The organism is Bacillus sp. JH7, assembly GCF_001563515.1.
In the GTDB taxonomy this organism is placed as follows: domain Bacteria; phylum Bacillota; class Bacilli; order Bacillales; family Bacillaceae_G; genus Bacillus_A; species Bacillus_A cereus.
Map to the genome: position 1 here is coordinate 402,753 of NZ_LPUS01000001.1, position 24,249 is coordinate 427,001.

The following is a 24,249-nucleotide window of genomic DNA, read 5'->3' on the forward strand; positions in this document are numbered from 1 at the left end:
AACATGTATAAAATATTAATTGTAGAAGATGATGAGAAAATCGCGGGAATATTAGAAGAGCATTTAGAAAGATATGGCTATCAATCATTTAGAGCAAGTGATTTACGTCAAATAAAAGATGAGTTTGTAAAAGTGAATCCTCATCTCGTGTTACTTGATATTAATTTACCGTACTTTGACGGTTTTTATTGGTGTCGTCAAATTCGTACTGTATCGAATGCACCAATTATTTTTGTTTCTGCAAGAACAGGAGAAATGGATCAAGTAATGGCGATTGAAAATGGCGGCGATGATTATATTACGAAGCCATTCCATTTAGATATCGTAATGGCAAAGGTGAAGAGTGCACTTCGCCGTGGTTACGGAGAGTATGCTTCTGCCGCTGAGAGTGATTGTTTAGGTGTAAATGGACTGTTGTTATTCCCGTCTCAGCATATTGTTGAGTGGCAAGGACAACAAACTGAACTGACAAAAAATGAGTTTTACTTATTAGAGTGTTTAATGAAACAGGTGAATCAATATGTAACGCGCGAAGAACTGTTAGAAGCTCTATGGGATGAAGTAGCATTTGTGGATGATAATACATTAACCGTAAATGTAAAGCGTGTAAGGAAGAAACTAGAGGAGTTAGGCATTAAAAATGCAATTGTAACGAAACGTGGATATGGTTATGCGCTTTTTACGGAGTGGGGCGAAGGGCATGAAGGTTAAAAATTACCTTATGGACCGCTTTTCTTTAATTCTTTCTTATATTGTTAGCCTTTGTTTATTTGGGCTCGTTTTACAGCTGCAAAGTCTTTTAGAAAAGAAATCCATTGATTGGAGTACGTGGTTATATGGACTTTTATTAGGAACAGTTGTGTTTACTGTATACCTCATTTACGATTACCGAAAACGGAGTGTGTTTTTAAAGAGGATCGAAAAGTATGTTACTGGTGGAAATACATTACATGACTCTTTACTTATTGATGAATCTTATACATCAGAGCAAGAAATGGTCGTTGAATCTTTTACGTTATTAAGACAGCAATATATGAATGAAGTTCATAAACAGCATGCGAAAGAGCAACAGCAAATGATATTTATGAACCAATGGATTCACCAAATGAAAACACCAGTATCTGTTATTGAATTATTGCTGCAAAAGTTTGGCAAAGAGCATCGTGAGGCAAGGGCAACAGTTGAAAGTATTCGTGAAGAAAATAACCGTATACTAAATGGTTTAGATTTAGCGTTACATATGGCAAGACTAGAGCAGTTTGCGAAAGATTATAAGGTAGAAGTAGTAAATGTTATAGATGTCGTGCGAGGGATTATTAATGAAAATCGGAAATCCTTTATTCAATCGTCTGTATTTCCGAAAGTGATGTTTGAAGAAGATACTTGTATGGTTGCATCTGATAGAAAATGGCTGAGTATTGCTATAGGTCAAATTGTTGTAAACGCAATCAAGTATACAAAAATTTCAGCGGCAGAGAAAAAAGAAATTCAATTTCAAATTGAAGAGAAAAATCAAAAGGTGTTATTACATATTAAGGACAATGGAATTGGTATTCCAGAGCAAGACGTAAAGCGCATATTTGATCCATTTTTTACGGGAATAAATGGACGTAAAACGAGAGAAGCGACTGGGATGGGCTTATATATTACGAAGGAAATTTGCGATAATTTACATCATGGAATGTATGTCCAATCGGCTGAAGGAGAAGGGACAACATTCACGTTCCAATTTGCAAAAGATGAAGAATATCATACATTGATGAGAAAAATGACAAAACTGTAAGATAACAAAACGTTTTGTAAGGGAAATCACTCGTTTCTTTTTCTTATTTTTCTTATAGTAAATGTAAGAAGAAAACACGTAGGGGGATTAGAAATGAGTGTTCTTGAAGTAAAAGGATTAACGAAGGTGTACCAATCAAAAGGTTCAGTAGCGACGACTGCTTTAAACGATATAAATTTTAAAATAGAAGAAGGCGAATTTGTAGGGATTATGGGTCCTTCAGGAAGTGGGAAAACGACGCTTTTAAATTTATTAGCAACAATTGATAAGCAAACTTCAGGTCATGTGCTTGTAAATGGTGAAGAAATTAATCAAATGCGTGCTGCAAAATTAGCGGAGTTTCGCCGTACACATTTAGGTTTCATCTTCCAAGATTTTAATTTACTTGATACGTTATCCATTAAAGAAAACATTATTTTACCACTTGTAATGGCGAAGAAATCTGTAAATGAAATTGATGCGAAAGTACTGGAAATTGCGAAGTTTTTAAACATCGAAGAAATTTTAAATAAAAAAGTATACGAAGTATCTGGGGGACAACAACAACGTGCAGCAGCAGCGAGAGCAATCATTCATGAACCGACGTTAATTTTAGCAGATGAACCAACTGGAAACTTAGACTCAAAGTCAGCGAAATCGCTAATGGGCGCTCTGCAAGATTTACACGAGCAAAAGAAAGTAACGATTGCAATGGTTACGCACGATCCAGTAGCGGCTAGTTATTGTGAACGTATCCTTTTCATACGCGATGGAGAAATTTTCTCGGAAATACATAAAGGAAGAACGAAACAAGCCTTTTTCCAAGAAATTCTGGACGTACTTGCGATGCTAGGAGGAGAATATCATGAACTTTCGCCAGCTCGCGCTTAATAACGTAAAAGGAAATTGGCGTAACTATAAAGCGTTTCTTATAAGTAGTTGTTTATCGATTGTCGTATTTTTCATGTATGCTTCTTTTATTTATCATCCAGATGTCGTAAGCGGTAATATTAGTATGAGAAAGATGATCACAAAAGGATTAGAATCGATGAATTATATTGTGGTCATCTTCTCGGCACTCTTTATTTTATATGCAAATTCAACGTTTTTACGAGCAAGAAAAAAAGAGTTTGGTCTACTAACATTAATAGGCGGAACGAAATCGCAGCTCGGCCGAATGATTATATTAGAGCAACTGATGTTAGGTAGTATTGCAATTGTAGTTGGCATTGGGGTTGGAATGCTTTGTTCAAAATTATTTTTTCAAGCGTTAAGCGTATTATTAAAAATAGATAAGACGCTTCCACTTGTTTGGAATAGTAAAGCAGTTCTTATTACAGCTGGTGTATACTTTATTCTATTTTTAATCCTATCATTGTTTAGTGTTTGGACAGTAGGACGCTTGCAAATTATTGATTTATTAAGAGAGGCAAGAAAGCAAAAAGTAGAGCCGTTTGCATTTACATGGTTATGTGTAGTTGGTATAGGATGTATTATTGTTGCATATGTACTTAGCTTCCAAGTAACGTTTCTGAATTTCCTCCTCCTCTTTTTACCGGTGGTAGGACTGACAATTGGCGGAACATATTTACTATTTACACAAGGTAGTACAGTTGTATTAAAAGCATTACAAAAAAGAAAGCAATCTTTTTATACGTACCCAAATATGTTCGTCCTTAGCAACCTTATTTATAAAATGAAAGATAATGCTCGTTTTCTATTTGTAATTTCTATCATTACGGCGGTAGTATCTTCAGCGGTGGGTACACTGTACGTATATTTTGAAAATATGAGTGCGAAAACGGTAGAACTTACACCACATGCTATTTCATATGAGGAAAAGGGGTTAAATACGCATAACCTTATTAATGAAGAAAAGGTACAGGAGCTTGTGAAGAGACACGGGTTTGAAGATGCGCGAAAAGTAACATACGTTAAACTACCAGCAACACAGAAAATAACGTTGTTTAATAGTGAACATGAAGTACCGATGACGATTATTTCAGAAAAAGAATATAATGCAGAAGTGCGCAAACAAAAGAGAGAGCAACCTACAGAAGTTCATAATGCACCAGGTAGTGCAACGATGGTTATGGTTGATATGTCAAATGAACTGATGAAGATAGATCGTACGAAACCGTATGAATTTACAATTAATGGACAAAAGCAGTCTGTTCAATTAAATAATCCAACGCAGTATTCTGTTTTTAATGATAGTGAATATCTCATTGTAAATGATCAAGATTTTGAGAAATATGCAACACTCGTACCAGATGAAGAAAAGACAAAATATTACGGTTATTATATTGAGGATTGGAAAAGTACAGAAAACCTTGTATTAGATTTGAAAAATGAAATTGTACCAGAAAAGCAAGGGGAATTGAGAAATTCAGTGTTTGCGTATAAGGATATAAGAGAAGGTGGAGCAATTACAATGTTCATCGGTTTCTTCGTAGCGGTACTGTTCTTCTTCTTCGCTTGTAGTATGACATACTTTAAATGGTTTAACGATAAAGAACAAGATCGTATTCAATTTAAATCGTTAAAGAGAATTGGTATGACAGATAAAGAAATTCGCAAAATTGCGATTCGACAAATGGGAGTTATCTTCTTTATCCCAATTTTAATCGGTTCCATTCATAGTGGATTTGCTCTTCATACGTTAGGAAAAATGCTTTATATTAATTTGTGGAAATCAGGTGCGCTTGTAATTGGAGCATACATTTTAGCTTCTGCCATTTACTTTATGATCGCGCAAAGAGGATATTTAAAACACGTAAAAAGCTAGGGGAACCTCTAGCTTTTTGCCTATGTAGTAAGTTACAGGAGGACGATAGATGAACATTCGGCAACTAGCGCTGCAAAATATAAAAGGAAATTGGCGTAATTATAAAGTGTTTTTCTTAAGTAGTTGTTTTGCAATATTTGCTTCTTACGCATATATGTCTGTCATTGTGCATCCATATATGCAAGAGACGATGTGGTATCAAAACGTACGCTGGGGACTTATTATATGTAATGTTATAATCATTTCTTTTTTCGTCATATTTATTTTGTACTCTACTTCTATTTTCATAGAAGCACGTAAGAAAGAATTAGGGTTATATATGTTAATGGGAGCAACGAAGTCTAACGTAATAGGAGTGATTATGACCGAGCAAATTTTAATCGGGGTCTTCGCGAATATTTTCGGTATTGGGCTTGGTATGATATTTTTAAAACTCTTTTTTATGGTATTTAGTATGTTACTGGGGCTTCCGAAAGAACTCCCTGTCATATTTGACGTAAGGGCGATTGGTGTAACATTTATTACATATATGGTCGTTTTTATTTTGTTATCTTTTATAAGTGCTTTACGTATATGGAATATAAAAATCATTCGGTTATTGAAAGAATTTCGAACAGATAAAAAAGAGAAGAAAACATCAAAGTGGCTCTGTTTATTCGGTTTTGCTTGTTTAGTGGGCGGGTATGCATTGGCGCTACAAGTGACGATGGCTACGATAGCGATATACTTTTTCCCTGTGTCTATACTTGTCTTTTTTGGAACGTACTTTTCTTTTACACATGGAGCTACCCAAATGTTAGAAATAATAAAGCGAAATAAAAAGATTATGTATACATATCCGTATTTATTTATAGTGAATCAATTGTCACATCGAATGAAGGAAAATGGTCGCTTTTTCTTTCTGATGTCTATGGCAACGACGTTTGTAGTTACAGCAACAGGTACGGTGTTCTTATATTTTTCTAGCATGCAAGATATGTGGCGAACTGGAGGGGGACACTCGTTTTCGTACATAGAAAAAGGTATTTCTACTCATGAAGTCTTTGAGGAAGGTGTGGTTGAAAAATTACTGCATCAATATGGGTATGACGATTTTCAATATATGAGTTTTGTTGGAGTGTATGCATCCTTTCAGTCTAGTAAAGGAGAAACAACAATAGTACCGCTTATAAAAGAAAGTGAATATAACCAAGAAGCAAGGAAACAAAAACAGAAAACGTATCGTCCTAAAAAAGGTACAGTGACACTCGTTTATTATAATAAATACAATAATTCGAATGTATATAATCAAAAAGAGATTCAATTGCAAGTAATGAATCAACCATATCAATTCGTATTTAACGGTCAGAAAGAAGGGGTTCAATTTAACCATCACCCTTCGTACATTAATGGTCTGTTCTTTGTTATGAATGATGAAGATTTTGATAGTATAGCAAATCAGGTTCCTGATTCTGAAACAATGATATATAGAGGCTACACATTACCAAATATCGAAAAGACGAAGAAATTAAATGAAGATTTACGGAAACATATGAAACAAGATAATAATAATGCATTTCGAAGCAATATGGAGTTGTATGTAAATATGAAAGAAGGCGGTGATATTACTCTATTTGTAGGCTCATTTATTAGTATATTATTCTTTCTTACTTCATGTAGTATCGTGTATTTTAAATGGTTCCATAATATTGCATCGGACCGAAAGCAGTATGGTGCACTCTCTAAACTTGGAATGACGAAGGAAGAAGTATGGAAAATTTCTCGTTGGCAATTATGTATGCTATTTTTTGCGCCAATTATAGTAGGGAGTATGCATAGTGCAGTTGCGTTATATACGTTTCATAATACGCTTTTTATGGATGGATCATTAAGAAAAGTAGGTTTGTTCATTCTGTTTTATATCGCAGCATGTATCATTTATTTCTTCTTCGCTCAAAGAGAATATAAGAAACATTTAGACTAGCGAATGCTAGTCTTTTTTAAATATTCGAAATTTACATAGAAGAATATAAAAAAGTATGGTATAACAGTAAGAAAATGAAAAAGAGGGGAAAAGACGATGATTCGAGTAGGATATTTAGGACCAGAAGCAACATTTACAAATATGGCGGTGAGTCGTTTTTTTCCGGAAGCAGAGCATGTACCGTATCGAACGATTCCAGATTGTATAGATGCAGCTGCAAATGAAAATGTAGACTTCGCAGTTGTACCGTTAGAAAATGCAATAGAAGGTTCAGTGAATATAACGGTTGATTACCTTGTACATGAGCAGCCGCTTTCCATTGTAGGAGAAATTACAGTACCAATTCAGCAGCATTTACTTGTACATCCGGAGTATGCAGAAGTGTGGGATGAAGTATATGCAGTGCATTCTCATCCGCATGCCATTGCACAGTGCCATAAATTTTTAAATGAAGAATTAAAAGGAGTAACTGTTCGAGATATGACATCTACAAGTGCTGCTGCGCAATATGTGAAAGAACATCCTGAAGAGAAAATTGCCGCTATTGCAAATGAAGCGGCTGCAGAAAAATACGGATTAACAATTGTGAGACGTAGTATTCATACGCATAAAAATAATCACACACGTTTCTTGGTACTCCATAAGAAAAAGAAAGCAGTACTCCCGAATAACGGAGAGAATCGCGGAGAGAAAACGACGCTTATGATAACGTTACCTGCAGATTATGCAGGTGCCCTATATCAAGTGTTATCAGCTTTCGCATGGAGAAAATTAAACTTATCAAAAATCGAATCGCGTCCGATGAAAACAGGTCTTGGAAATTACTTTTTCTTAATCGATGTTGATAAAGCATACGATGACGTATTATTGCCAGGCGTAACGATGGAACTTGAAGCACTCGGTTTTTCTGTTACTGTGCTGGGGAGTTATTCTTCTTATTGGTTGTAGAGGGGAGCTGTTGTTAAAGTTGTTTGAAATGAAAAGCTGTTTCTCGGTTTGAGGTAGAGTAAGCTATCGATTCTATTGAAGTAAGTGATTAATTAAGCTAGCAAAATAAAGAAGCCGTCCTAAAAGATATTTAGGACGGCTTCTGTTAGGAATAGATAACTCTTTTGTCGGGTTTTTAGTACGCATCATTACAACTATTATAATAATAGGATTCATCATTGTTCGAATTACTGCAGCAAATACAATTCGTTTGTTGTATTAATAGATTGAGTGTAGATGGAGCTACAGTATCTGAGAAAGTAATACTCTCAACATCTTCTACTAAAAATGTTTTAATATCTCCTGGTGTTAAGGTAAATGTAAGTGGAGAGCGATGGTTTAATCTTGCGATTGTTAATCTAATCGTTGTTGCAAATGCAGGACTGAAACTAAATTTAATAAGTGTCTTATTATGATTTTTAGTGAAGTTTTCAAATACAGTTCGAGGAATTCCAGTTGTTATATCAAGATCTTGAGGGGTATTTCCCGTACCGAAAATAGTATAGTTCTGTATAAAACAGTTATTTGAATCTGAATTTGAAGAATTACATGGACGATCATTTTTCTTATAATATTTTTTTCCATTTTTTAAGAAGTAATCCGCTATAATTAATCACTCCCTTCACATATAAGAATTAAAGGTTGTCCATATATAATATGAAATATATTTTTATATGTTTGGACGTGAAGGAAGAGAAAATAAAAAGAGTCCATCTGGTATGATGGACTCAATACTGTTTTACCTGGTGTGATTCTTTATTTTAACTTCGCAAGACGATCTTCTAACTGACCACGCCAAATATCAGCTAGTTCTGGAACGGCAAGAATTTTTTCAATACCATCTTTATCTTTTCTATTATGAAAATAAATTTCGTTAGAGAACAAGACAGAAACATTGCTCGGTTGACGTTCTAGTAATGTAATTTTAGAATCTTTACGTACAGTACCTTCTTGAAGAACGCGGCATAGGTAGCCTGTAAATCCAGTTGCTACAATGCGTGGCAGTATGCCAGGGATGCCAAGACGTTTTGAAATTGTGCTACAAGGTACTCTTGCTTGTGTCACTTGAATGATTGTTTCACCTAGTTGATATGTATCTCCGATGCAAACATCACGCTCTAACATATTTGTTACGGTAATGTTTTCGCCAAATGTGGAAGCTGGAAGCGTAGTTTGAAATTCCTCTTCCCATAGTGCGTAATGCTCGTGTGGGTACACACAAACAGCACGATCAGGACCGCCGTGATGTTTTAAATCCGCTACGTCATCACCACGAAATCCGTCTTTTGAGAGAAAGGCCTCTTCTGTAGGGTCTTTACATATACCTGTTATCATTTCTTTATCTTCGCCATATTTCATTTGTTTCGGTTTGCCAATGCTAAAGTGAACGAGTTCAATTCCCATATTTGATCTCCTTTACGATTGATTACAATATTATAGCATTAAAAAAGCACAGAGAATGATAAAAACTCTGTGCCTTACATTAATAAACGAGAAATCCTGCTTTATCTAACGCCTCACAAGCAGCATCTAACTTTTCTTTAGAATCTGCCTCAATTGTATGTAAGTGAATACCATCTGTTAGTTGTGAAAGATAGGAAGCATTTGTGTTTTCGATTTTTTGTAAATATTGCTCTACATCAAAGCGATTGCTTACCATGATGGATGCTGTTAAGTCACCGTATACAGGATGCTCAACTTTTACATCTTTAATCGTAACGCCATGGTCAACAAGCATTGTAAGTTCTTGACGTACTTCTGCTGGTTTGTGCTGGCATACGATTACGCGTTCAAAAGCTTGTTGTTTCTCTTGTGGTTTTAAATATAAATAGCCTTGGGCAGTCGCAATAATTGGTTCGTTTCGTGCTTTAAGCAAGGAAATATCTTGCACGATAACTTGTCTACTTACGTTTGTCTTCTTCGATAGTTCATTCCCAGATAACGGCTCATTTGCAGCGAGAAGCCACTGAAGGATAAGCTGTCGTCTTTCTTCGCCTAAAATCTTTTTTTGGTCATTTTGTTTCATTATGATTTAACACCTCTATAAAATTGATTTCCAATTGTGTGTAGTGCATGAATAGTAGTATCAATTTGATCTTTCGTTGTTTGTTGTCCGAAAGAGAAGCGGACATATTGTTTGGCCTCTTCATACGTTTTTCCAATTGCAAGCATAGTTTTCGAAGGTTCTTGTTTACCGACTTGGCAAGCACTTCCGGTGGAAATAGCGATACCATGGCGATTACATTCTAGCATAGTATATTGACCTTCTATTCCTTTTATTGTAACCCCAACAATATGTGGTAAACAAGAAGTAGAATGACCTTCTACTTCAATTTCTAGCGGAAGTGTTTGTATTTGCCCTAAAAAGTAGGAGCGTAACTCTTTAAAACGTAAACTTTCTTCCCATTGAGTTTTTAATATATTTTCAGCAGCTGTTAAAAAAGATGCGATGCCGGGAACGTTCACTGTACCTGGGCGAAATCCTTTTTCGTGAGAAGTTCCCGGAAATACTTGCTCCCAGCGAGATTGCGGATTTATGTAGCAAGCGCCGACACCTTTTGGTCCGTATATTTTATGTGCTGAAACAGAAAGACTATCAATGCCCATCTCAAAAACATGGATAGGCAGTTTACCAAACGTTTGCACACAATCTGTATGAAATAAAACATTATATTTTTTTAAAAGTGCCCCGATTTCTGTAATGTTTTGAACGGTTCCGATTTCAGAGTTTCCATGCTGTATACTTGCTAGCACAGTATCTTCTGTAATAGCTGCCTCTAAATCTACTAAACAAAGGAGTCCGCTTTTATCAACAGGAATTTCAGTGATCGTATAGCCTTTTGATTTTAGAGATTGAAAATAACTTCGAATGGATGCATGTTCCATAGGTGTCGTAATAATATGCTTCTTAGTTCGGGCATTTAGAAGTGATTGAATCGCAAGATAGTTTGATTCCGATCCGCCACTTGTGAAAAATACTCCTTGTTCTTTTCCTCCAATCATTTCCGCAAATGTTTTTCGGCAAACTTGTAATAAAGAAGCAGCTGTTCCTCCAATATCATGTAAACTTTGTTCATTTCCGAAGTATTGCGACGCTGCTTTCATATATGTTTGTAACGCTTCCTCGCTCATAGGTGTAGTAGCTGCATAGTCAAGATATATCATCATGTAAGTTCCTCTCTCTAGTAAGAGTTACAGTTCTTTTACTTTTTAAATGGTAGTGAAAATAAGAATTATAAAAAAACTCTTGTCATTATTTTAAAACTATGTAAATATAGGTGTCAAGACAGTTGAAAAGTGTAAAGTAGGAGGCAACAATTATGCCAAGTGCAGATGTCTTAATTATTGGAAGTGGTGTTGCGGCACTTCGTGTTGCAAAAGAGATTTGTCACGAAAAGAATGTGATTATTATCACAAAGGAGACGAAACGTAATAATAATACACATTTAGCTCAAGGTGGAATTGCCGCAGCGGTAGCTACATATGACAATCCTAATGATCATTTTGAAGATACATTAGTAGCAGGGTGTCATTATAACAATGAAGAAGTGGTCCGTTATTTAGTCGAGGAGGGACCGAAAGAAATTAATAACCTTATTGAAAGAGGAATGAAATTTGATGGAGATGAAACAGGTCCTCATCTTGGAAAAGAAGGAGCGCATCGAAAACGTCGTATTTTACATGCAGGTGGCGATGCAACAGGAAAGAATTTATTAGAGCATCTTATTCAAGAAGTAGCTCCATACGTTACGGTAGTGGAACAGGAAATGGTGCTCGATTTTATTATAGAAAAAGATAAATGTGTGGGGGCTTTAACTCGCAACAATAAAGGAGAATTGAAACGTTACAATGCAGATTGTACGGTGTTAGCTTCAGGGGGTATTGGCGGTTTATACGCCTTTACTTCTAATGATGAGACGATTACAGGCGATGGACTTGCAATGGTGTACCGTGCAGGCGGAGAGCTTGTAGATTTAGAGTTTATACAATTTCATCCGACGATGTTATACGCGGGTGGGCGTTGTTCCGGCCTCGTGTCCGAAGCTGTTCGCGGAGAAGGAGCTGTCCTTATAAATGGAAAAGGGCAGCGTTTTATGATGGATATACATTCCGAACAGGATCTAGCACCTCGTGATGTAGTCGCACGGGCTATTCATGAACAGCTACTTGCGGGTGAAAAAGTGTACTTAAACATCGAAATGATTCAAAACTTTGAACAACGCTTTCCGACCGTGTCATCGATATGTAAAACAAATGGAGTCGATATAAATAAAAAACTTATTCCAGTCGTGCCTGGTACTCATTTTCACATGGGCGGCGTGAAAACGAACTGTGATGGAGAGACGTCTATTCCGAACTTATACGCAGTCGGTGAAGTAGCTTGTAACGGAGTTCATGGTGCAAATAGATTAGCGAGTAATTCATTATTAGAAGGTCTTGTGTTTGGAAAAAGAATCGGACGACACATTTTATCTAGAGAGACAAAAGAAAAGGTGAACATGCTAGCTGAAAAGGAAGAAAAGTTTATCGTTCTGAATCATTTACCGACGAAAGAAGAAATACAAAAATGCATGATGAAATATGTTGGGATTGTGCGAACAGAGCAAAGTTTATCTTATGCGAAGAGATGGTTTAGTAAGTATGGTGTTCGAAATATGATATTACAACATGATGTTCTTACGAATGAAGAGATAACGCTTATTAATATGTTAACGGTTTGTGAGCTTATAGTTGTGTCAGCCTTGCAAAGAGAAGAAAGTATTGGCGGGCATTACCGGAGTGATTATCCAGATAGAAATATAGGAAAGAAAGAGATTGTTCGAGTAAAGAGAAAACTACAACTTGTGTGATGAGGGGAAGAGGGGCTTTATGAACACGATAAAAGTTAAAGAAGCATTAAACCGATTTTTTTTAGAAGATATAGGAGAAAGAGATGTAACATCTCAGCTTATTTTTCCAGATAACTTGCTCTCGAAAGGAACGTTTCTTGCGAAGGATACAGGGGTCTTTGCAGGATGTTTAGTAATTGAATCAGGATTTAAATTAATTGATGAGAGAATTGAAATAGAGCTTCATAAAAAAGATGGGGATCTTGTAGAAAAAGGAGAAATTATTGCAACAGTGCAAGGTCCAATCGCATCGTTATTAACAGCAGAGCGCGTTATATTAAACGTTATTCAGCGTATGAGTGGAATAGCGACGATGACGCGTAAAGCGGTTCTTGCTTTAGATAGTAGTCATACTCGCATTTGTGATACGCGAAAAACGATGCCAGGACTACGTATGTTTGATAAGTATGCAGTCGTGTGCGGCGGTGGATTTAATCATCGCTTCGGTTTATATGATGGTGTCATGATTAAAGACAATCATATTGCTTTTGCTGGTTCTATTACAAAAGCTGTTACATCAGTAAAAGAAAAGTTAGGACATATGGTGAAGGTAGAAGTGGAAACAGAAACTGAGGAACAGGTGAGAGAGGCTGTCGCTGCTGGTGCGGATATTATTATGTTCGATAATCGTACGCCAGATGAAATCCGGGAGTTTTCAAAGATTGTACCAAGTGCCATCGTTACGGAAGCTTCAGGGGGCATCACAATTGAAGATTTATCGAAATACGGAAAAACAGGGGTAGATTATATTTCACTTGGAGCGTTAACACATTCAGTGAAAGCACTTGATATTAGTTTCAATATTGAAGAGTAAGGAAAGTGGCTTAGAGGGGGAGAAACGTATATGAGTATTTTAGAAAAAGTACAGCCGATTGAAACGATGTTACCAGAGCGTTATTACACAATGTCAACGGAAGATATGGAAAAGCGTGTTCGTGAAATTAAAGAGAAAATGGGGAAAATGTTATTCATTCCAGGGCATCATTATCAAAAAGATGAAGTGGTACAATTTTCAGATGCAGCAGGGGATTCACTTCAACTTGCGCAAGTTGCAGCGAGCAATAAAGACGCAAAATACATTGTGTTTTGCGGGGTACACTTTATGGCGGAAACAGCAGATATGTTGACGACAGATGATCAAGTTGTCATCTTACCAGATATGCGTGCAGGTTGTTCGATGGCGGATATGGCAGATATTGAACAAACAGAAAGAGCATGGACAGAGCTCACTAAATTATTTGGAGATACGATGATTCCGTTAACATATGTGAACTCTACAGCTGCAATTAAAGCGTTTTGTGGTCGTAACGGAGGAGCAACAGTAACTTCTTCTAATGCAAAGCAAATGGTATCTTGGGCGTTTACTCAAAAAGAACGTCTCGTCTTTTTACCAGACCAACATTTAGGGAGAAATACAGCGTACGATCTAGGTATCCCGTTAGATAAAATGGCAGTATGGGACCCACACACAGATTTATTAGAGTACGATGGGGATATAGAAGAAATTCAAGTGATTTTATGGAAAGGACATTGTTCTGTTCATCAAAATTTTACAATGAAGAATATTGAGAGTGTACGAAAAAATCATCCGGATATGAATATTATTGTACATCCAGAATGTTGCTATGAAGTTGTAGCTGCTTCAGATTATGCAGGCTCAACGAAATATATTATTGATATGATTGAATCAGCGCCATCTGGTAGCCAATGGGCGATTGGTACAGAAATGAATTTAGTGAATCGAATTATTCAGCAACATCCAGATAAAGAAATTGTTTCGCTTAATCCATTTATGTGTCCGTGCTTAACGATGAATCGAATTGATCTGCCTCACTTATTATGGACACTTGAAACGATAGAAAGAGGAGAAGAAATTAACGTTATTAGCGTAGACAAACAAGTAACGGCAGAAGCAGTTCTTGCATTAAATCGTATGTTAGAGCGTGTGTAAAGCAACGGTATTCCCGTTGCTTTTTTTCATACATATAATCATAACGAGAACGAAATGGGCATACATTGTTTTGAAGAAATCATTGTGGTTCTTTATGCTTATTCCACTTCGAATGATATTGAAAATCGAAGAAGTGATAAAAGTGAAAAGAAGTTAATGTTATTTAGAAAGAGTTACTTCATGAGATTTGTTACTTATAGATAAGTTATACAGGAGGGGGAAAATTTGAAAATTCATATCGTGCAAAAAGGGGATACCCTTTGGAAAATTGCGAAAAAGTACGGAGTGGATTTTGATACGTTGAAAAAAACAAATACACAACTTAGTAATCCAGATTTAATTATGCCAGGTATGAAAATTAAAGTGCCATCAAAGAGTGTTCATATGAAACAACAGGCTGGAGCAGGTTCAGCACCTCCAAAGCAATACGTAAAAGAAGTGCAGCAAAAAGAATTTGCAGCAACACCAACTCCGCTTGGAATAGAAGATGAAGAAGAAGTTACGTATCAATCAGCACCAATTACACAGCAGCCAGCTATGCAACAAACACAAAAAGAAGTGCAAGTAAAACCGCAGAAAGAGATGCAAGTAAAGCCACAAAAAGAAGTACAGGTGAAACCACAGAAGGAGATGCAGGTAAAGCCGCAAAAAGAAGTACAGGTGAAACCGCAAAAAGAGGTGCAAAAAGAACAGCCAATTCAAAAAGAAAAACCGTCTGTTATTCAAAAACCACCTGTGATAGAAAAACAAAAACCGGCGGAAAAAGAAAACACGAAGTTTTCGGTAAATGTATTACCGCAGCCGCCACAACCACCAATAAAACCGAAAAAAGAATATAAAATTTCAGATGTAATAAAAAAAGGAAGCGAGTTAATTGCTCCTCAAATTAGTAAAATGAAACCTAACAATATCATTTCTTCGCAAACGAAAAAAAATAATATAATATCGCCGCAAGTGAAAAAAGAAAATGTAGGGAATATAGTGTCACCGCAAGTGAAAAAAGAAAATGTAGGAAATATAGTGTCGCCGCAAGTGAAGAAAGAGAATGTAGGGAATATAGTGTCACCACAAGTGAAAAAAGAAAATGTAGGAAATATAGTGTCGCCGCAAGTGAAGAAAGAGAATGTAGGGAATATAGTGTCACCACAAGTGAAAAAAGAAAATGTAGGAAATATAGTGTCGCCGCAAGTGAAAAAAGAAAATGTAGGAAATATAGTGTCGCCGCAAGTGAAAAAAGAAAATGTAGGGAATATAGTGTCACCACAAGTGAAGAAAGAGAATGTAGGAAATATAGTGTCACCACAAGTGAAGAAAGAGAATGTAGGAAATATAGTATCGCCAAATGTATCGAAAGAAAATGTAGTTATTCCACAAGTCATACCGCCAAATATTCAAATGCCAAATATAATGCCGATCATGGATAACAACCAACCACCGAATATAATGCCAATTATGGATAACAATCAAATGCCGAATATGATGCCAATTATGGATAACAATCAACCACCGAATATGATGCCAATCATGGATAACAATCAAATGCCGAATATGATGCCAATTATGGATAACAATCAAATGCCGAATATAATGCCAATTATGGATAATAACCAAATGCCGAATATGATGCCAATCATGGATAACAATCAAATGCCGAATATGATGCCAATTATGGATAACAATCAAATGCCGAATATGATGCCAATCATGGATAACAATCAAATGCCGAATATAATGCCAATTATGGATAACAATCAAATGCCGAATATGATGCCGATTATGGATAACAATCAACCACCAAATATGATGCCCTATCAAATGCCCATGATGCCGCCGAATCCGTATTATCAACAACCAAATCCATATCAAATGCCATATCAGCAAGGAGCGCCGTTTGGACCGCAACATACGTCTATGCCAAACCCGAATATGATGCCAATGGATAATAACATGCCGCCGCTTGTGCAGGGTGAGGAAGATTGTGGATGCGGAGGAGAAAGTAGACTATATAGTCCACAACCAGGCGGTCCGCAATATGCGAATCCTTTATATTATCAACCAACTCAGTCTGCATATGCACCACAGCCAGGAACGATGTATTATCAACCAGATCCACCAAATGTATTTGGAGAGCCCGTTTCAGAAGAAGAGGACGAAGAAGAAGTTTAAAAAGGCGGGAGTATTCCCGCCTTTTTTGCAGTCCTGTTAATTAAGAAAAGGCAGTTTTTTTATGAAGTGCTAGAAAATTCCCAGTGAAATATTAACAGTGTAAAAACCTTCTCTGTTACTCATCATAAGAGGGAGCTTTTCAGTAGAGAAGCTCATTCTAACAGAGGGGGTTTTTGTATTGAATACGAAAGTAAAAGTGATTGCTGCTTCTTTGTTAGTTACTAGTGCATTAGCTGCATGTGGTACACCAAAAAACAATGCAATGGATGGACGTAACTACAATTACGAGCGTACATCTTATAATGATACACATCAGTATCGTGATAATGTGACGCGTAATGATCGTTATACAGATTATGTAACATATAGAAATGGTCGTAACGATACAGGATACAATTATTACCGTGATGTAAATTACAATGGACAAATTGCTAATCCGCATCCAACTCGTAATATTACAATGAACAATTCATACATTAACAATGATGGTAAAACAGCTGAAAGAATAACAAATCGTGTGAAACGTATGAATAACGTAGACCGTGTGTCTACAGTTGTATATGGAAACGATGTAGCGATTGCGGTAAAACCACGTAACACAGTGACAAATGAAACGGCGATGGCGAACGAAATTCGTCAAGCTGTTGCAAATGAAGTTGGAAACAGAAACGTATATGTTTCTGTAAGAAATGATATGTTTACTCGTGTCGATGCAATGAGTACGCGTCTACGTAACGGTACAGTTACAAACGATTTTAATCGTGACATAGTGAATATGTTCCGAGACATTCGTTACGGTTTAACTGGTACAGTGCGATAGCAAAACAAAAGAGGAAGGGGGAGCCCTTCCTCTTTATTCATCGTTGTCTTGTAAACGACGTTTTTTAATAAAATAACTAACGGAATAAGAAACTAAAAAGCAGATGAAAAGAATACTATCTGTTAAAATAGCTTCAAATAGAGGTCTTTCTGGATTGAAAATGATATAAATAATAGCCATAACGATTCCTACAATAAGGGAGCGGAAGACAAGTTTATAATAAGGAGTTAACTTTATTTCCTTTTCGCCTTCTTCTACATCGATTGAAACACTTAACTGTAAATAACTAAGGATCATACTCGTAAGAATAAATACTAGCCATAATGGAGATTTCGTAATTTGATCTATTCCTTCAGTGAATCCGATATAGCCTAAAACACCGATTATACCAAGTGATTGAAAAAGAAAGACAATACGTATGTTTTTTAACGTTTGCAGAATGAGACGTTCATCCTTTATTTGTTTCATAATATCTATCTCCCGTTTATGATGATTTCGCTGTTATGTTTATTGTAATATATATATTGCATTTATCAATTTATAATTTGCGTTTGATTTATTTGGATGAAAGAGGAAATAAAATATTTTTATAAACATGTTGCACTTATACTTTATTAATGTTATATTAGCAAAGCGATGAGCTAATTTACGTAAGACGAGAGATATGCTTAAGTGCTAAACACGCGAATGTGGTCGCCTGGTCTCTCGCCGTAAACGCATCAAGACGCCTGCTTTGCAGGCGTCTTTCATTTTATATAAAAGTAAATGATACATGCAGATGAGGTGAATCCTTATCTGCATTTTTTATATTTTCGAAAGAAATGTAATATGGATAAAACCCCCATTTCCGGAAAAACTACTAATGAAAGTATGATCTTGCCTAAAAGAGGTGAACGGAAATGAAATGGATACTGATTGCGATGCAAGCTTTCGTTATGATGTTTTGTTTCGTTTATGAAACGAATGTGAAGGCGGAAGGGCCAGTACCAGAAGTGACGAAAAAAGAACCTGAGGTTACAATTTTATTAGAGCGTATGTATGTTGATGGCGAAGTAAGCGAAGAAATACTTACAGAAAAAGTGACGGATTTAGAAAAGTTTTTACAGCAGTATAAAGAATGGCAGCTCGTTGATCGTGATGATGTACAAATTGTATTGCAAAAGAAAGTTGATGATATTTCTCCGTTATTGAAAACGAGCGGGTATTTTGGTGTTTCAGAGGAAGGGATATTACAAATTTTCAAAGGTGTGCCAAAAAATGATAATGCGATCCATTCTTTCTTTCAAATTGATATGAAAAAGCTTGAGAGCTATGAACGTGCGAAATTGAAACGTGGCATTCGTATTAAATCAAAAGAAGGTTTTGTGAAGACGATTGAAAAAATGAAGCAATACGCAGTTCAAAGTAAGAAAAAAAGCAGCTCATGGTGAGCTGCTTTTTTTCTTATTTATTTTTAGCTAAAATTTCTTTTGCGATTTCATCAATTAGCATATCTTTTCCGATTGGATTGAATGCTTTCGTATTGAAGACTTCATTTGATACTTCATATACGTGATTATTTTTAACTGCTTTATTGTCTTTCCAAACGGCACTGTTTTTGTAGTCTTCGTAAACTTTATCAGCTTCGCCGCCGAAGTTTACAATAAACATTTGGTCAGGCTGGAATGCAACTAGACCTTCTAGTGATACTTGCGCCATCGTTTGTTTTAAATCCGTACCTTTTGTTGCTGGAAGTTTTAAGTCATTAAAGATGATGTCACCGTATCCGAAGCTACCGTATACACGGAAGTTTTGTGGTGTAACTGCAACGAACATAAAGTTCTCATCTTTTGTTTTCTCTTTAATTTTTTTAGATAAAGAGTCTGCTTTCTTATCGTAGTCTGCAATCCATTTGTCTGCTTTCTTCTCTTCGTCAAATAGCTTACCTACTTCTTTAAACTTACCACGCCAGTCTTCTAAGTTTGTTTCTAGAACAACTGTAGGTGCAACCTTTTCTAGTTGATCATAAATTTTTAATTGACGGTTGTTTAAAATAATTAAGTCTGGTTTTAAAGCAGTAACAGCTTCTAAATCAACTTTAGGTGCCCAGTACCAACCTACTGCTTTTACTCCATCTAACTTGTCTGTTAAGTGATTTTGGATTTTATCTTTATATGTATTTGCTGTACCAACAGGTTTATGTCCAAGAAGTAATAGTTCTTCTGTTGATCCAGATAAGTCAACAATTCTCTTTGGATTTACTGGAATTGTAGCTTCACCTTTAGCATGTTTTACAACTTTTGTTTTCGGTTGTTCTTTTGCTTTCGATTCTTCTTTTTGAGAAGAACAGCCAACGATAGAAAGAACAACAAGCATAATAGTAAATAAAATAAATAGCTTACGTTTCATCCTGATGTAACCCCTTTAATTAGTATTGATAATCATTATCGACTTCTGTATATTAAGGTGCTTTAACCTTTCTGTCAATGGAAAATAACAGAAGTTTCAAGTGGAGAACATTTGTTGGGGCAGTCTCGCTTTTCTATCATTAAATATGTTAAAATGGAATACATGATTTAAGAGGGAGAGATCGTATTTTGTTTGAATATGTTACAGGTTACGTGGAGTATGTAGGGCCGGAATATGTCGTAATTGATCATAATGGAATTGGTTATCAAATTTTCACACCAAATCCGTATGTATTTCAAAGAAGTAAGCAAGAAATCCGTGTCTATACATATCATTATGTGAGAGAAGATATTATGGCACTTTACGGTTTTAAAACACGTGAAGAGCGTTTATTATTTACAAAGTTGTTAGGCGTGTCTGGCATTGGGCCAAAAGGCGCTCTTGCAATTTTAGCTTCTGGTCAAACAGGACAGGTCGTTCAAGCGATTGAGCATGAAGATGAGAAGTTTTTAGTGAAATTCCCAGGCGTCGGAAAGAAAACAGCACGCCAAATGATTTTAGATTTAAAAGGAAAACTAGCAGATGTCGTACCAGATGCATTTGTTGATTTATTCTCAGACACAGAACGTTTTGATGAGAATAAAGGTTCATCAGCTGAGCTTGATGAGGCACTGGAAGCTCTGCGCGCACTTGGATACGCAGAACGCGAAGTTTCTCGTGTTGTACCAGAGTTATTAAAAGAAGCATTAACGACGGATCAGTATATTAAAAAGGCACTTAGTCTTTTACTAAATGGTAAGAGGTGAGTATAATGGACGAACGTCTCCTTTCAGGGGAATCTGCATATGAAGATGCGGATTTAGAATATTCATTACGGCCACAGACGCTCCGTCAGTATATTGGCCAAGATAAAGCGAAACATAATTTAGAAGTATTTATTGAAGCGGCGAAAATGCGTGAAGAAACGTTAGATCACGTGCTTTTATATGGACCACCAGGTCTTGGTAAAACGACGCTTGCGAATATTATTGCCAATGAGATGGGCGTTAATGTTAGAACAACTTCAGGTCCCGCAATTGAAAGACCAGGAGATTTAGCTGCTGTATTAACAGCGCTTCAGCCAGGTGATGTATTATTTATTGATGAAATTCATCGTTTGCATAGATCAATTGAAGAAGTATTGTATCCTGCGATGGAAGACTTTTGCCTTGATATTGTAATTGGAAAAGGGCCTTCAGCACGTTCTGTACGCCTAGATTTACCGCCATTTACATTAGTTGGAGCAACAACACGTGCTGGAGCATTATCGGCACCGCTGCGTGACCGCTTCGGTGTACTTTCAAGGTTAGAGTACTACACAGTAGATCAGCTTTCTGCGATTGTTGAACGTACAGCAGAAGTATTTGAAGTTGAAATCGATTCGTTAGCTGCATTAGAAATTGCAAGACGTGCTCGTGGTACACCTCGTATTGCGAATCGTCTTTTAAGACGTGTACGTGATTTCGCACAAGTTCGTGGTAATGGAACGGTTACGATGGAAATTACACAAATGGCATTAGAGCTACTGCAAGTAGATAAATTAGGTCTAGATCATATTGATCATAAATTACTGCTTGGTATTATTGAGAAATTCCGTGGCGGTCCAGTTGGATTAGAAACGGTTTCAGCAACAATTGGAGAAGAATCTCATACGATTGAAGATGTGTATGAGCCGTATTTATTACAAATTGGCTTTTTACAACGAACGCCGAGGGGCCGAATTGTAACGCCGCTTGCGTATGAACATTTCGGAATGGAGATACCAAAAGTATGACGGAGATGCCAAAGCTGCTTATTACAGCCGGGATCTTACTCATCGTTGTTGGATTAGCTTGGAAGTTCATTGGAAGGCTTCCAGGCGATATTTTTGTGAAAAAAGGAAACGTTACCTTTTATTTTCCTATCATTACATGTATTGTGTTAAGTATTGTATTATCTTTTATTATGTATATAATAAATCGATTTAAATAAGAAATAGGTGGATATAGCTATGGATATAAATCTGTTTGATTTTCATTTACCAGAAGAACTTATTGCACAAGTCCCGTTAGAAGAGCGTGAAACATCAAGATTAATGGTGTTAGACCGTGAAACAGGTGATATTGAGCATAAACATTTTACGGATATTCTTTCTTACTTACATGAGGGGGATTGCTTAGTTTTAAATGAAACGAAAGTTATGCCTGCTCGTTTGCACGGTGTGAAAGAAGATACAGGCGCGCACATTGAAGTACTTCTTTTAAAACAAGAAGAAGGTGATAAGTGGGAAACGCTTGTAAAGCCAGCGAAACGTGTAAAAGAAGGAACTGTTATCTCTTTTGGCGAAGGGAAATTAAAAGCAACTTGCACAGGAACTGCAGATCAAGGTGGACGTCAGCTTGAATTTTCATATGACGGCATCTTCTATGAAATTTTAGATGAACTTGGGGAAATGCCACTTCCTCCATATATTAAAGAGACGCTAGAAGATCGCGATCGCTATCAAACAGTATATGCGAAAGAAATCGGTTCAGCAGCAGCGCCGACTGCGGGACTTCACTTTACAGAAGAGTTACTTGAGAAGTTAAAGCAAAAAGGCGTTCAGTTAGCATTCATTACACTTCACGTAGGACTTGGAACATTTAGACCAGTTTCTGCAGACACGATTGAAGAACACCATATGCACGCAGAATATTATCATATGTCTGAAGAGACAGCGGCATTATTAAATCGTGTGAAAGAGAATGGTGGACGTATTATTACTGTAGGTACGACATCAACTCGTACGTTAGAAACAATTGCAACAGATCATGAAGGTAAGCTTTGCGCCGCTTCTGGATGGACAGATATTTTCATGTATCCGGGATATGAATTTAAAGCAATTGATGGTTTAATTACAAACTTCCATTTACCGAAATCAACATTAATTATGCTTGTAAGTGCATTTGCAAATAGAGATAATGTACTTCATGCTTATAATGAAGCAGTAAAAGAAAAATATCGTTTCTTTAGCTTCGGTGATGCAATGTTCGTTGCATCTCACGCTAAAATGAGAAACAAATAAAAGGAGTAAGTTATGACAGCAATTCGTTATGAATTTATTAAGACATGTAAACAAACGGGTGCCCGTTTAGGTCGTGTGCATACGCCGCACGGTTCATTTGATACACCAACATTTATGCCAGTTGGTACACTTGCAACAGTTAAGACAATGTCACCAGAAGAATTAAAAGCAATGGATTCTGGCATTATTTTAAGTAATACGTATCATTTATGGCTACGTCCAGGTCATGAAATTATTCGTGAAGCAGGCGGTTTGCATAAATTTATGAACTGGGATCGTGCAATCTTAACAGACTCTGGTGGTTTCCAAGTATTCAGTTTAAGTGACTTCCGTCGTATTGAAGAGGAAGGCGTTCACTTCCGCAATCACTTAAATGGAGATAAATTATTCTTATCACCAGAAAAAGCGATGGAAATCCAAAATGCATTAGGTTCAGATATTATGATGGCATTTGATGAGTGTCCACCATTCCCAGCTACTTTTGAATATATGAAGAAATCTGTAGAGCGTACGAGCCGCTGGGCAGAACGTTGCTTAAAAGCGCATGAACGTCCGCAAGATCAAGGTTTATTCGGTATTGTACAGGGGGGAGAGTACGAAGAGCTTCGTCGTCAAAGTGCGAAAGATCTTGTTTCAATGGACTTCCCTGGTTACGCTGTAGGTGGTTTATCTGTAGGTGAACCGAAAGATATTATGAACCGTGTACTTGAGTTTACAACACCACTTCTTCCAGATAATAAGCCTCGTTACTTAATGGGTGTAGGTTCTCCTGACTCGTTAATCGATGGCGCAATTCGTGGTATTGATATGTTTGACTGCGTACTTCCAACTCGTATCGCTCGAAATGGTACATGTATGACAAGTGAAGGTCGCCTCGTTGTAAAAAATGCGAAATTCGCAAGAGACTTCGGTCCGCTTGATCCAAACTGTGATTGCTACACATGTAAAAACTACTCTCGTGCGTACATTCGTCACTTAATGAAATGTGATGAAACGTTCGGAATTCGTTTAACGTCTTATCACAACCTTCATTTTCTGTTAAACTTAATGGAGCAGGTGAGACAAGCTATTCGTGAAGACCGTCTTGGCGATTTCCGCGAAGAGTTCTTTGAACAGTATGGCTTTAATAAACCGAATGCTAAAAACTTCTAATACATAATTTAAAAGGAGGAACAAAAGATGAATGCAGGTATGATGAATATCGTTATGATCGTTGCGATGTTTGCGATTTTCTATTTCTTATTAATTCGCCCGCAACAAAAACGTCAAAAAGCAGTTGCTCAAATGCAAAGTGAGTTAGCAAAAGGTGATGCTATCGTAACAATCGGTGGTTTACACGGTACAATCGAATCAGTAGATGAGACGAAAATTGTTATTAAATCTGGTGGTTCACACTTAACGTTCGATCGCAATGCGATTCGTGAAGTTGTGAAAAACTAATTTGGAAGGCCCT

General features: G+C 36.6%; 24 protein-coding genes. 18 read left to right on the forward strand and 6 right to left on the reverse strand.

The annotated features are described in order from the left end of the window. Positions 1-3: 3 nt before the first annotated feature. The 6 genes from AU379_RS02195 to pheA all read left to right on the forward strand — a co-directional run bounded on the left by AU379_RS02195 (position 4) and on the right by pheA (position 7,461). Positions 4-711: a response regulator transcription factor gene (locus AU379_RS02195; RefSeq protein ID WP_001986640.1), complete on the forward strand. Its 708-nt coding sequence runs from the start codon at positions 4-6 to the stop codon at positions 709-711. Then, positions 701-1,783: a HAMP domain-containing histidine kinase gene (locus AU379_RS02200; protein ID WP_000865401.1), complete on the forward strand. Its 1,083-nt coding sequence runs from the start codon at positions 701-703 to the stop codon at positions 1,781-1,783. The genes AU379_RS02195 and AU379_RS02200 overlap by 11 nt, the downstream gene beginning before the upstream one ends. 93 nt (positions 1,784-1,876) lie before the next feature. Next, the gene (locus tag AU379_RS02205; RefSeq protein WP_000114529.1) at positions 1,877-2,653 is read left to right on the forward strand and encodes an ABC transporter ATP-binding protein; all 777 of its coding nucleotides are present in this window, start codon (positions 1,877-1,879) and stop codon (positions 2,651-2,653) included. Further along, entirely contained in the window at positions 2,628-4,550 is a 1,923-nt protein-coding gene (locus tag AU379_RS02210; protein ID WP_030028252.1) for an ABC transporter permease, read from the forward strand. The genes AU379_RS02205 and AU379_RS02210 overlap by 26 nt, the downstream gene beginning before the upstream one ends. 49 nt (positions 4,551-4,599) lie before the next feature. Beyond that, a complete protein-coding gene (locus tag AU379_RS02215) occupies positions 4,600-6,513 on the forward strand; it encodes an ABC transporter permease (RefSeq protein ID WP_061138934.1) in 1,914 nt (637 codons plus the stop codon). A 96-nt stretch (positions 6,514-6,609) separates the two neighbouring features. Beyond that, positions 6,610-7,461 (forward strand): prephenate dehydratase, encoded by an 852-nt coding sequence (gene pheA / locus AU379_RS02220; RefSeq protein ID WP_000621698.1) that lies wholly within the window; start codon positions 6,610-6,612, stop codon positions 7,459-7,461. Between the two features lie 175 nt (positions 7,462-7,636). Here the strand turns inward: pheA and AU379_RS30840 are convergent, their stop codons facing one another. The 4 genes from AU379_RS30840 to AU379_RS02240 form a co-directional block, all read right to left on the reverse strand. Further along, on the reverse strand, positions 7,637-8,107 hold the full coding sequence (locus tag AU379_RS30840) for a hypothetical protein (protein ID WP_000796370.1): 471 nt from the start codon (positions 8,105-8,107) through the stop codon (positions 7,637-7,639). Positions 8,108-8,256: 149 nt separating this feature from the next. Next, on the reverse strand, positions 8,257-8,904 hold the full coding sequence (locus AU379_RS02230; RefSeq protein ID WP_000510668.1) for an MOSC domain-containing protein: 648 nt from the start codon (positions 8,902-8,904) through the stop codon (positions 8,257-8,259). 79 nt (positions 8,905-8,983) lie between these two features. Then, entirely contained in the window at positions 8,984-9,526 is a 543-nt protein-coding gene (locus tag AU379_RS02235; protein ID WP_000812240.1) for a transcription repressor NadR, read from the reverse strand. Next, positions 9,526-10,668 carry an IscS subfamily cysteine desulfurase gene (locus tag AU379_RS02240; protein WP_000973759.1) on the reverse strand — a complete coding sequence of 381 codons (1,143 nt, stop codon included), beginning with the start codon at positions 10,666-10,668 and terminating at the stop codon, positions 9,526-9,528. The genes AU379_RS02235 and AU379_RS02240 overlap by 1 nt, the downstream gene beginning before the upstream one ends. A 152-nt stretch (positions 10,669-10,820) precedes the next feature. Here AU379_RS02240 and nadB point away from each other — a divergent pair, with 152 nt between their 5' ends. The 5 genes from nadB to AU379_RS02265 all read left to right on the forward strand — a co-directional run bounded on the left by nadB (position 10,821) and on the right by AU379_RS02265 (position 17,326). Then, positions 10,821-12,350 (forward strand): L-aspartate oxidase, encoded by a 1,530-nt coding sequence (nadB, locus tag AU379_RS02245; RefSeq protein ID WP_001138536.1) that lies wholly within the window; start codon positions 10,821-10,823, stop codon positions 12,348-12,350. A gap of 19 nt (positions 12,351-12,369) precedes the next feature. Further along, positions 12,370-13,203, forward strand: a complete 834-nt coding sequence (nadC, locus tag AU379_RS02250; protein ID WP_001092207.1) for a carboxylating nicotinate-nucleotide diphosphorylase — start codon at positions 12,370-12,372, stop codon at positions 13,201-13,203. A 30-nt stretch (positions 13,204-13,233) separates the two neighbouring features. Continuing rightward, the gene (nadA, locus tag AU379_RS02255; RefSeq protein ID WP_000025305.1) at positions 13,234-14,340 is read left to right on the forward strand and encodes a quinolinate synthase NadA; all 1,107 of its coding nucleotides are present in this window, start codon (positions 13,234-13,236) and stop codon (positions 14,338-14,340) included. 225 nt (positions 14,341-14,565) lie between these two features. After that, positions 14,566-16,506, forward strand: coding sequence for a spore coat assembly protein ExsA (exsA, locus tag AU379_RS02260; protein ID WP_061138936.1), 1,941 nt, complete (start codon positions 14,566-14,568; stop codon positions 16,504-16,506). 178 nt (positions 16,507-16,684) lie between these two features. After that, entirely contained in the window at positions 16,685-17,326 is a 642-nt protein-coding gene (locus tag AU379_RS02265) for a YhcN/YlaJ family sporulation lipoprotein (protein ID WP_001093542.1), read from the forward strand. Between the two features lie 33 nt (positions 17,327-17,359). Here AU379_RS02265 and AU379_RS02270 read toward each other — a convergent pair whose 3' ends face one another. After that, positions 17,360-17,794, reverse strand: a complete 435-nt coding sequence (locus AU379_RS02270; RefSeq protein WP_061138937.1) for a hypothetical protein — start codon at positions 17,792-17,794, stop codon at positions 17,360-17,362. A 431-nt stretch (positions 17,795-18,225) separates the two neighbouring features. Between AU379_RS02270 and AU379_RS02275 the strand changes: the two genes are divergently transcribed. Then, a complete protein-coding gene (locus AU379_RS02275) occupies positions 18,226-18,756 on the forward strand; it encodes a BofC C-terminal domain-containing protein (protein WP_000871174.1) in 531 nt (176 codons plus the stop codon). Between the two features lie 13 nt (positions 18,757-18,769). On the opposite strand, the gene AU379_RS02280 is transcribed toward AU379_RS02275, so the two are convergent. Beyond that, entirely contained in the window at positions 18,770-19,714 is a 945-nt protein-coding gene (locus AU379_RS02280) for an iron-hydroxamate ABC transporter substrate-binding protein (protein WP_000823606.1), read from the reverse strand. Positions 19,715-19,902: 188 nt separating this feature from the next. On the opposite strand from AU379_RS02280, the gene ruvA reads away from it, so the two are divergent. From ruvA to yajC, 6 genes are read left to right on the forward strand one after another with little or no spacing between them, the layout of a single operon-like run. Further along, the gene (gene ruvA, locus AU379_RS02285; protein WP_000464513.1) at positions 19,903-20,520 is read left to right on the forward strand and encodes a Holliday junction DNA helicase RuvA; all 618 of its coding nucleotides are present in this window, start codon (positions 19,903-19,905) and stop codon (positions 20,518-20,520) included. A 5-nt stretch (positions 20,521-20,525) separates the two neighbouring features. Continuing rightward, positions 20,526-21,527: a Holliday junction branch migration DNA helicase RuvB gene (ruvB, locus tag AU379_RS02290; protein WP_000344449.1), complete on the forward strand. Its 1,002-nt coding sequence runs from the start codon at positions 20,526-20,528 to the stop codon at positions 21,525-21,527. Continuing rightward, entirely contained in the window at positions 21,524-21,724 is a 201-nt protein-coding gene (locus AU379_RS02295; RefSeq protein WP_000138162.1) for a DUF2905 domain-containing protein, read from the forward strand. The genes ruvB and AU379_RS02295 overlap by 4 nt, the downstream gene beginning before the upstream one ends. 19 nt (positions 21,725-21,743) lie before the next feature. Continuing rightward, a complete protein-coding gene (gene queA / locus AU379_RS02300) occupies positions 21,744-22,796 on the forward strand; it encodes a tRNA preQ1(34) S-adenosylmethionine ribosyltransferase-isomerase QueA (protein ID WP_000354034.1) in 1,053 nt (350 codons plus the stop codon). A gap of 12 nt (positions 22,797-22,808) precedes the next feature. After that, on the forward strand, positions 22,809-23,948 hold the full coding sequence (gene tgt / locus AU379_RS02305) for a tRNA guanosine(34) transglycosylase Tgt (protein WP_000125365.1): 1,140 nt from the start codon (positions 22,809-22,811) through the stop codon (positions 23,946-23,948). Positions 23,949-23,975: 27 nt separating this feature from the next. Beyond that, complete coding sequence (yajC, locus tag AU379_RS02310; protein ID WP_000991115.1) at positions 23,976-24,236, forward strand: preprotein translocase subunit YajC; 261 nt, start codon at positions 23,976-23,978, stop codon at positions 24,234-24,236. The last annotated feature ends 13 nt before the right edge of the window (positions 24,237-24,249 follow it).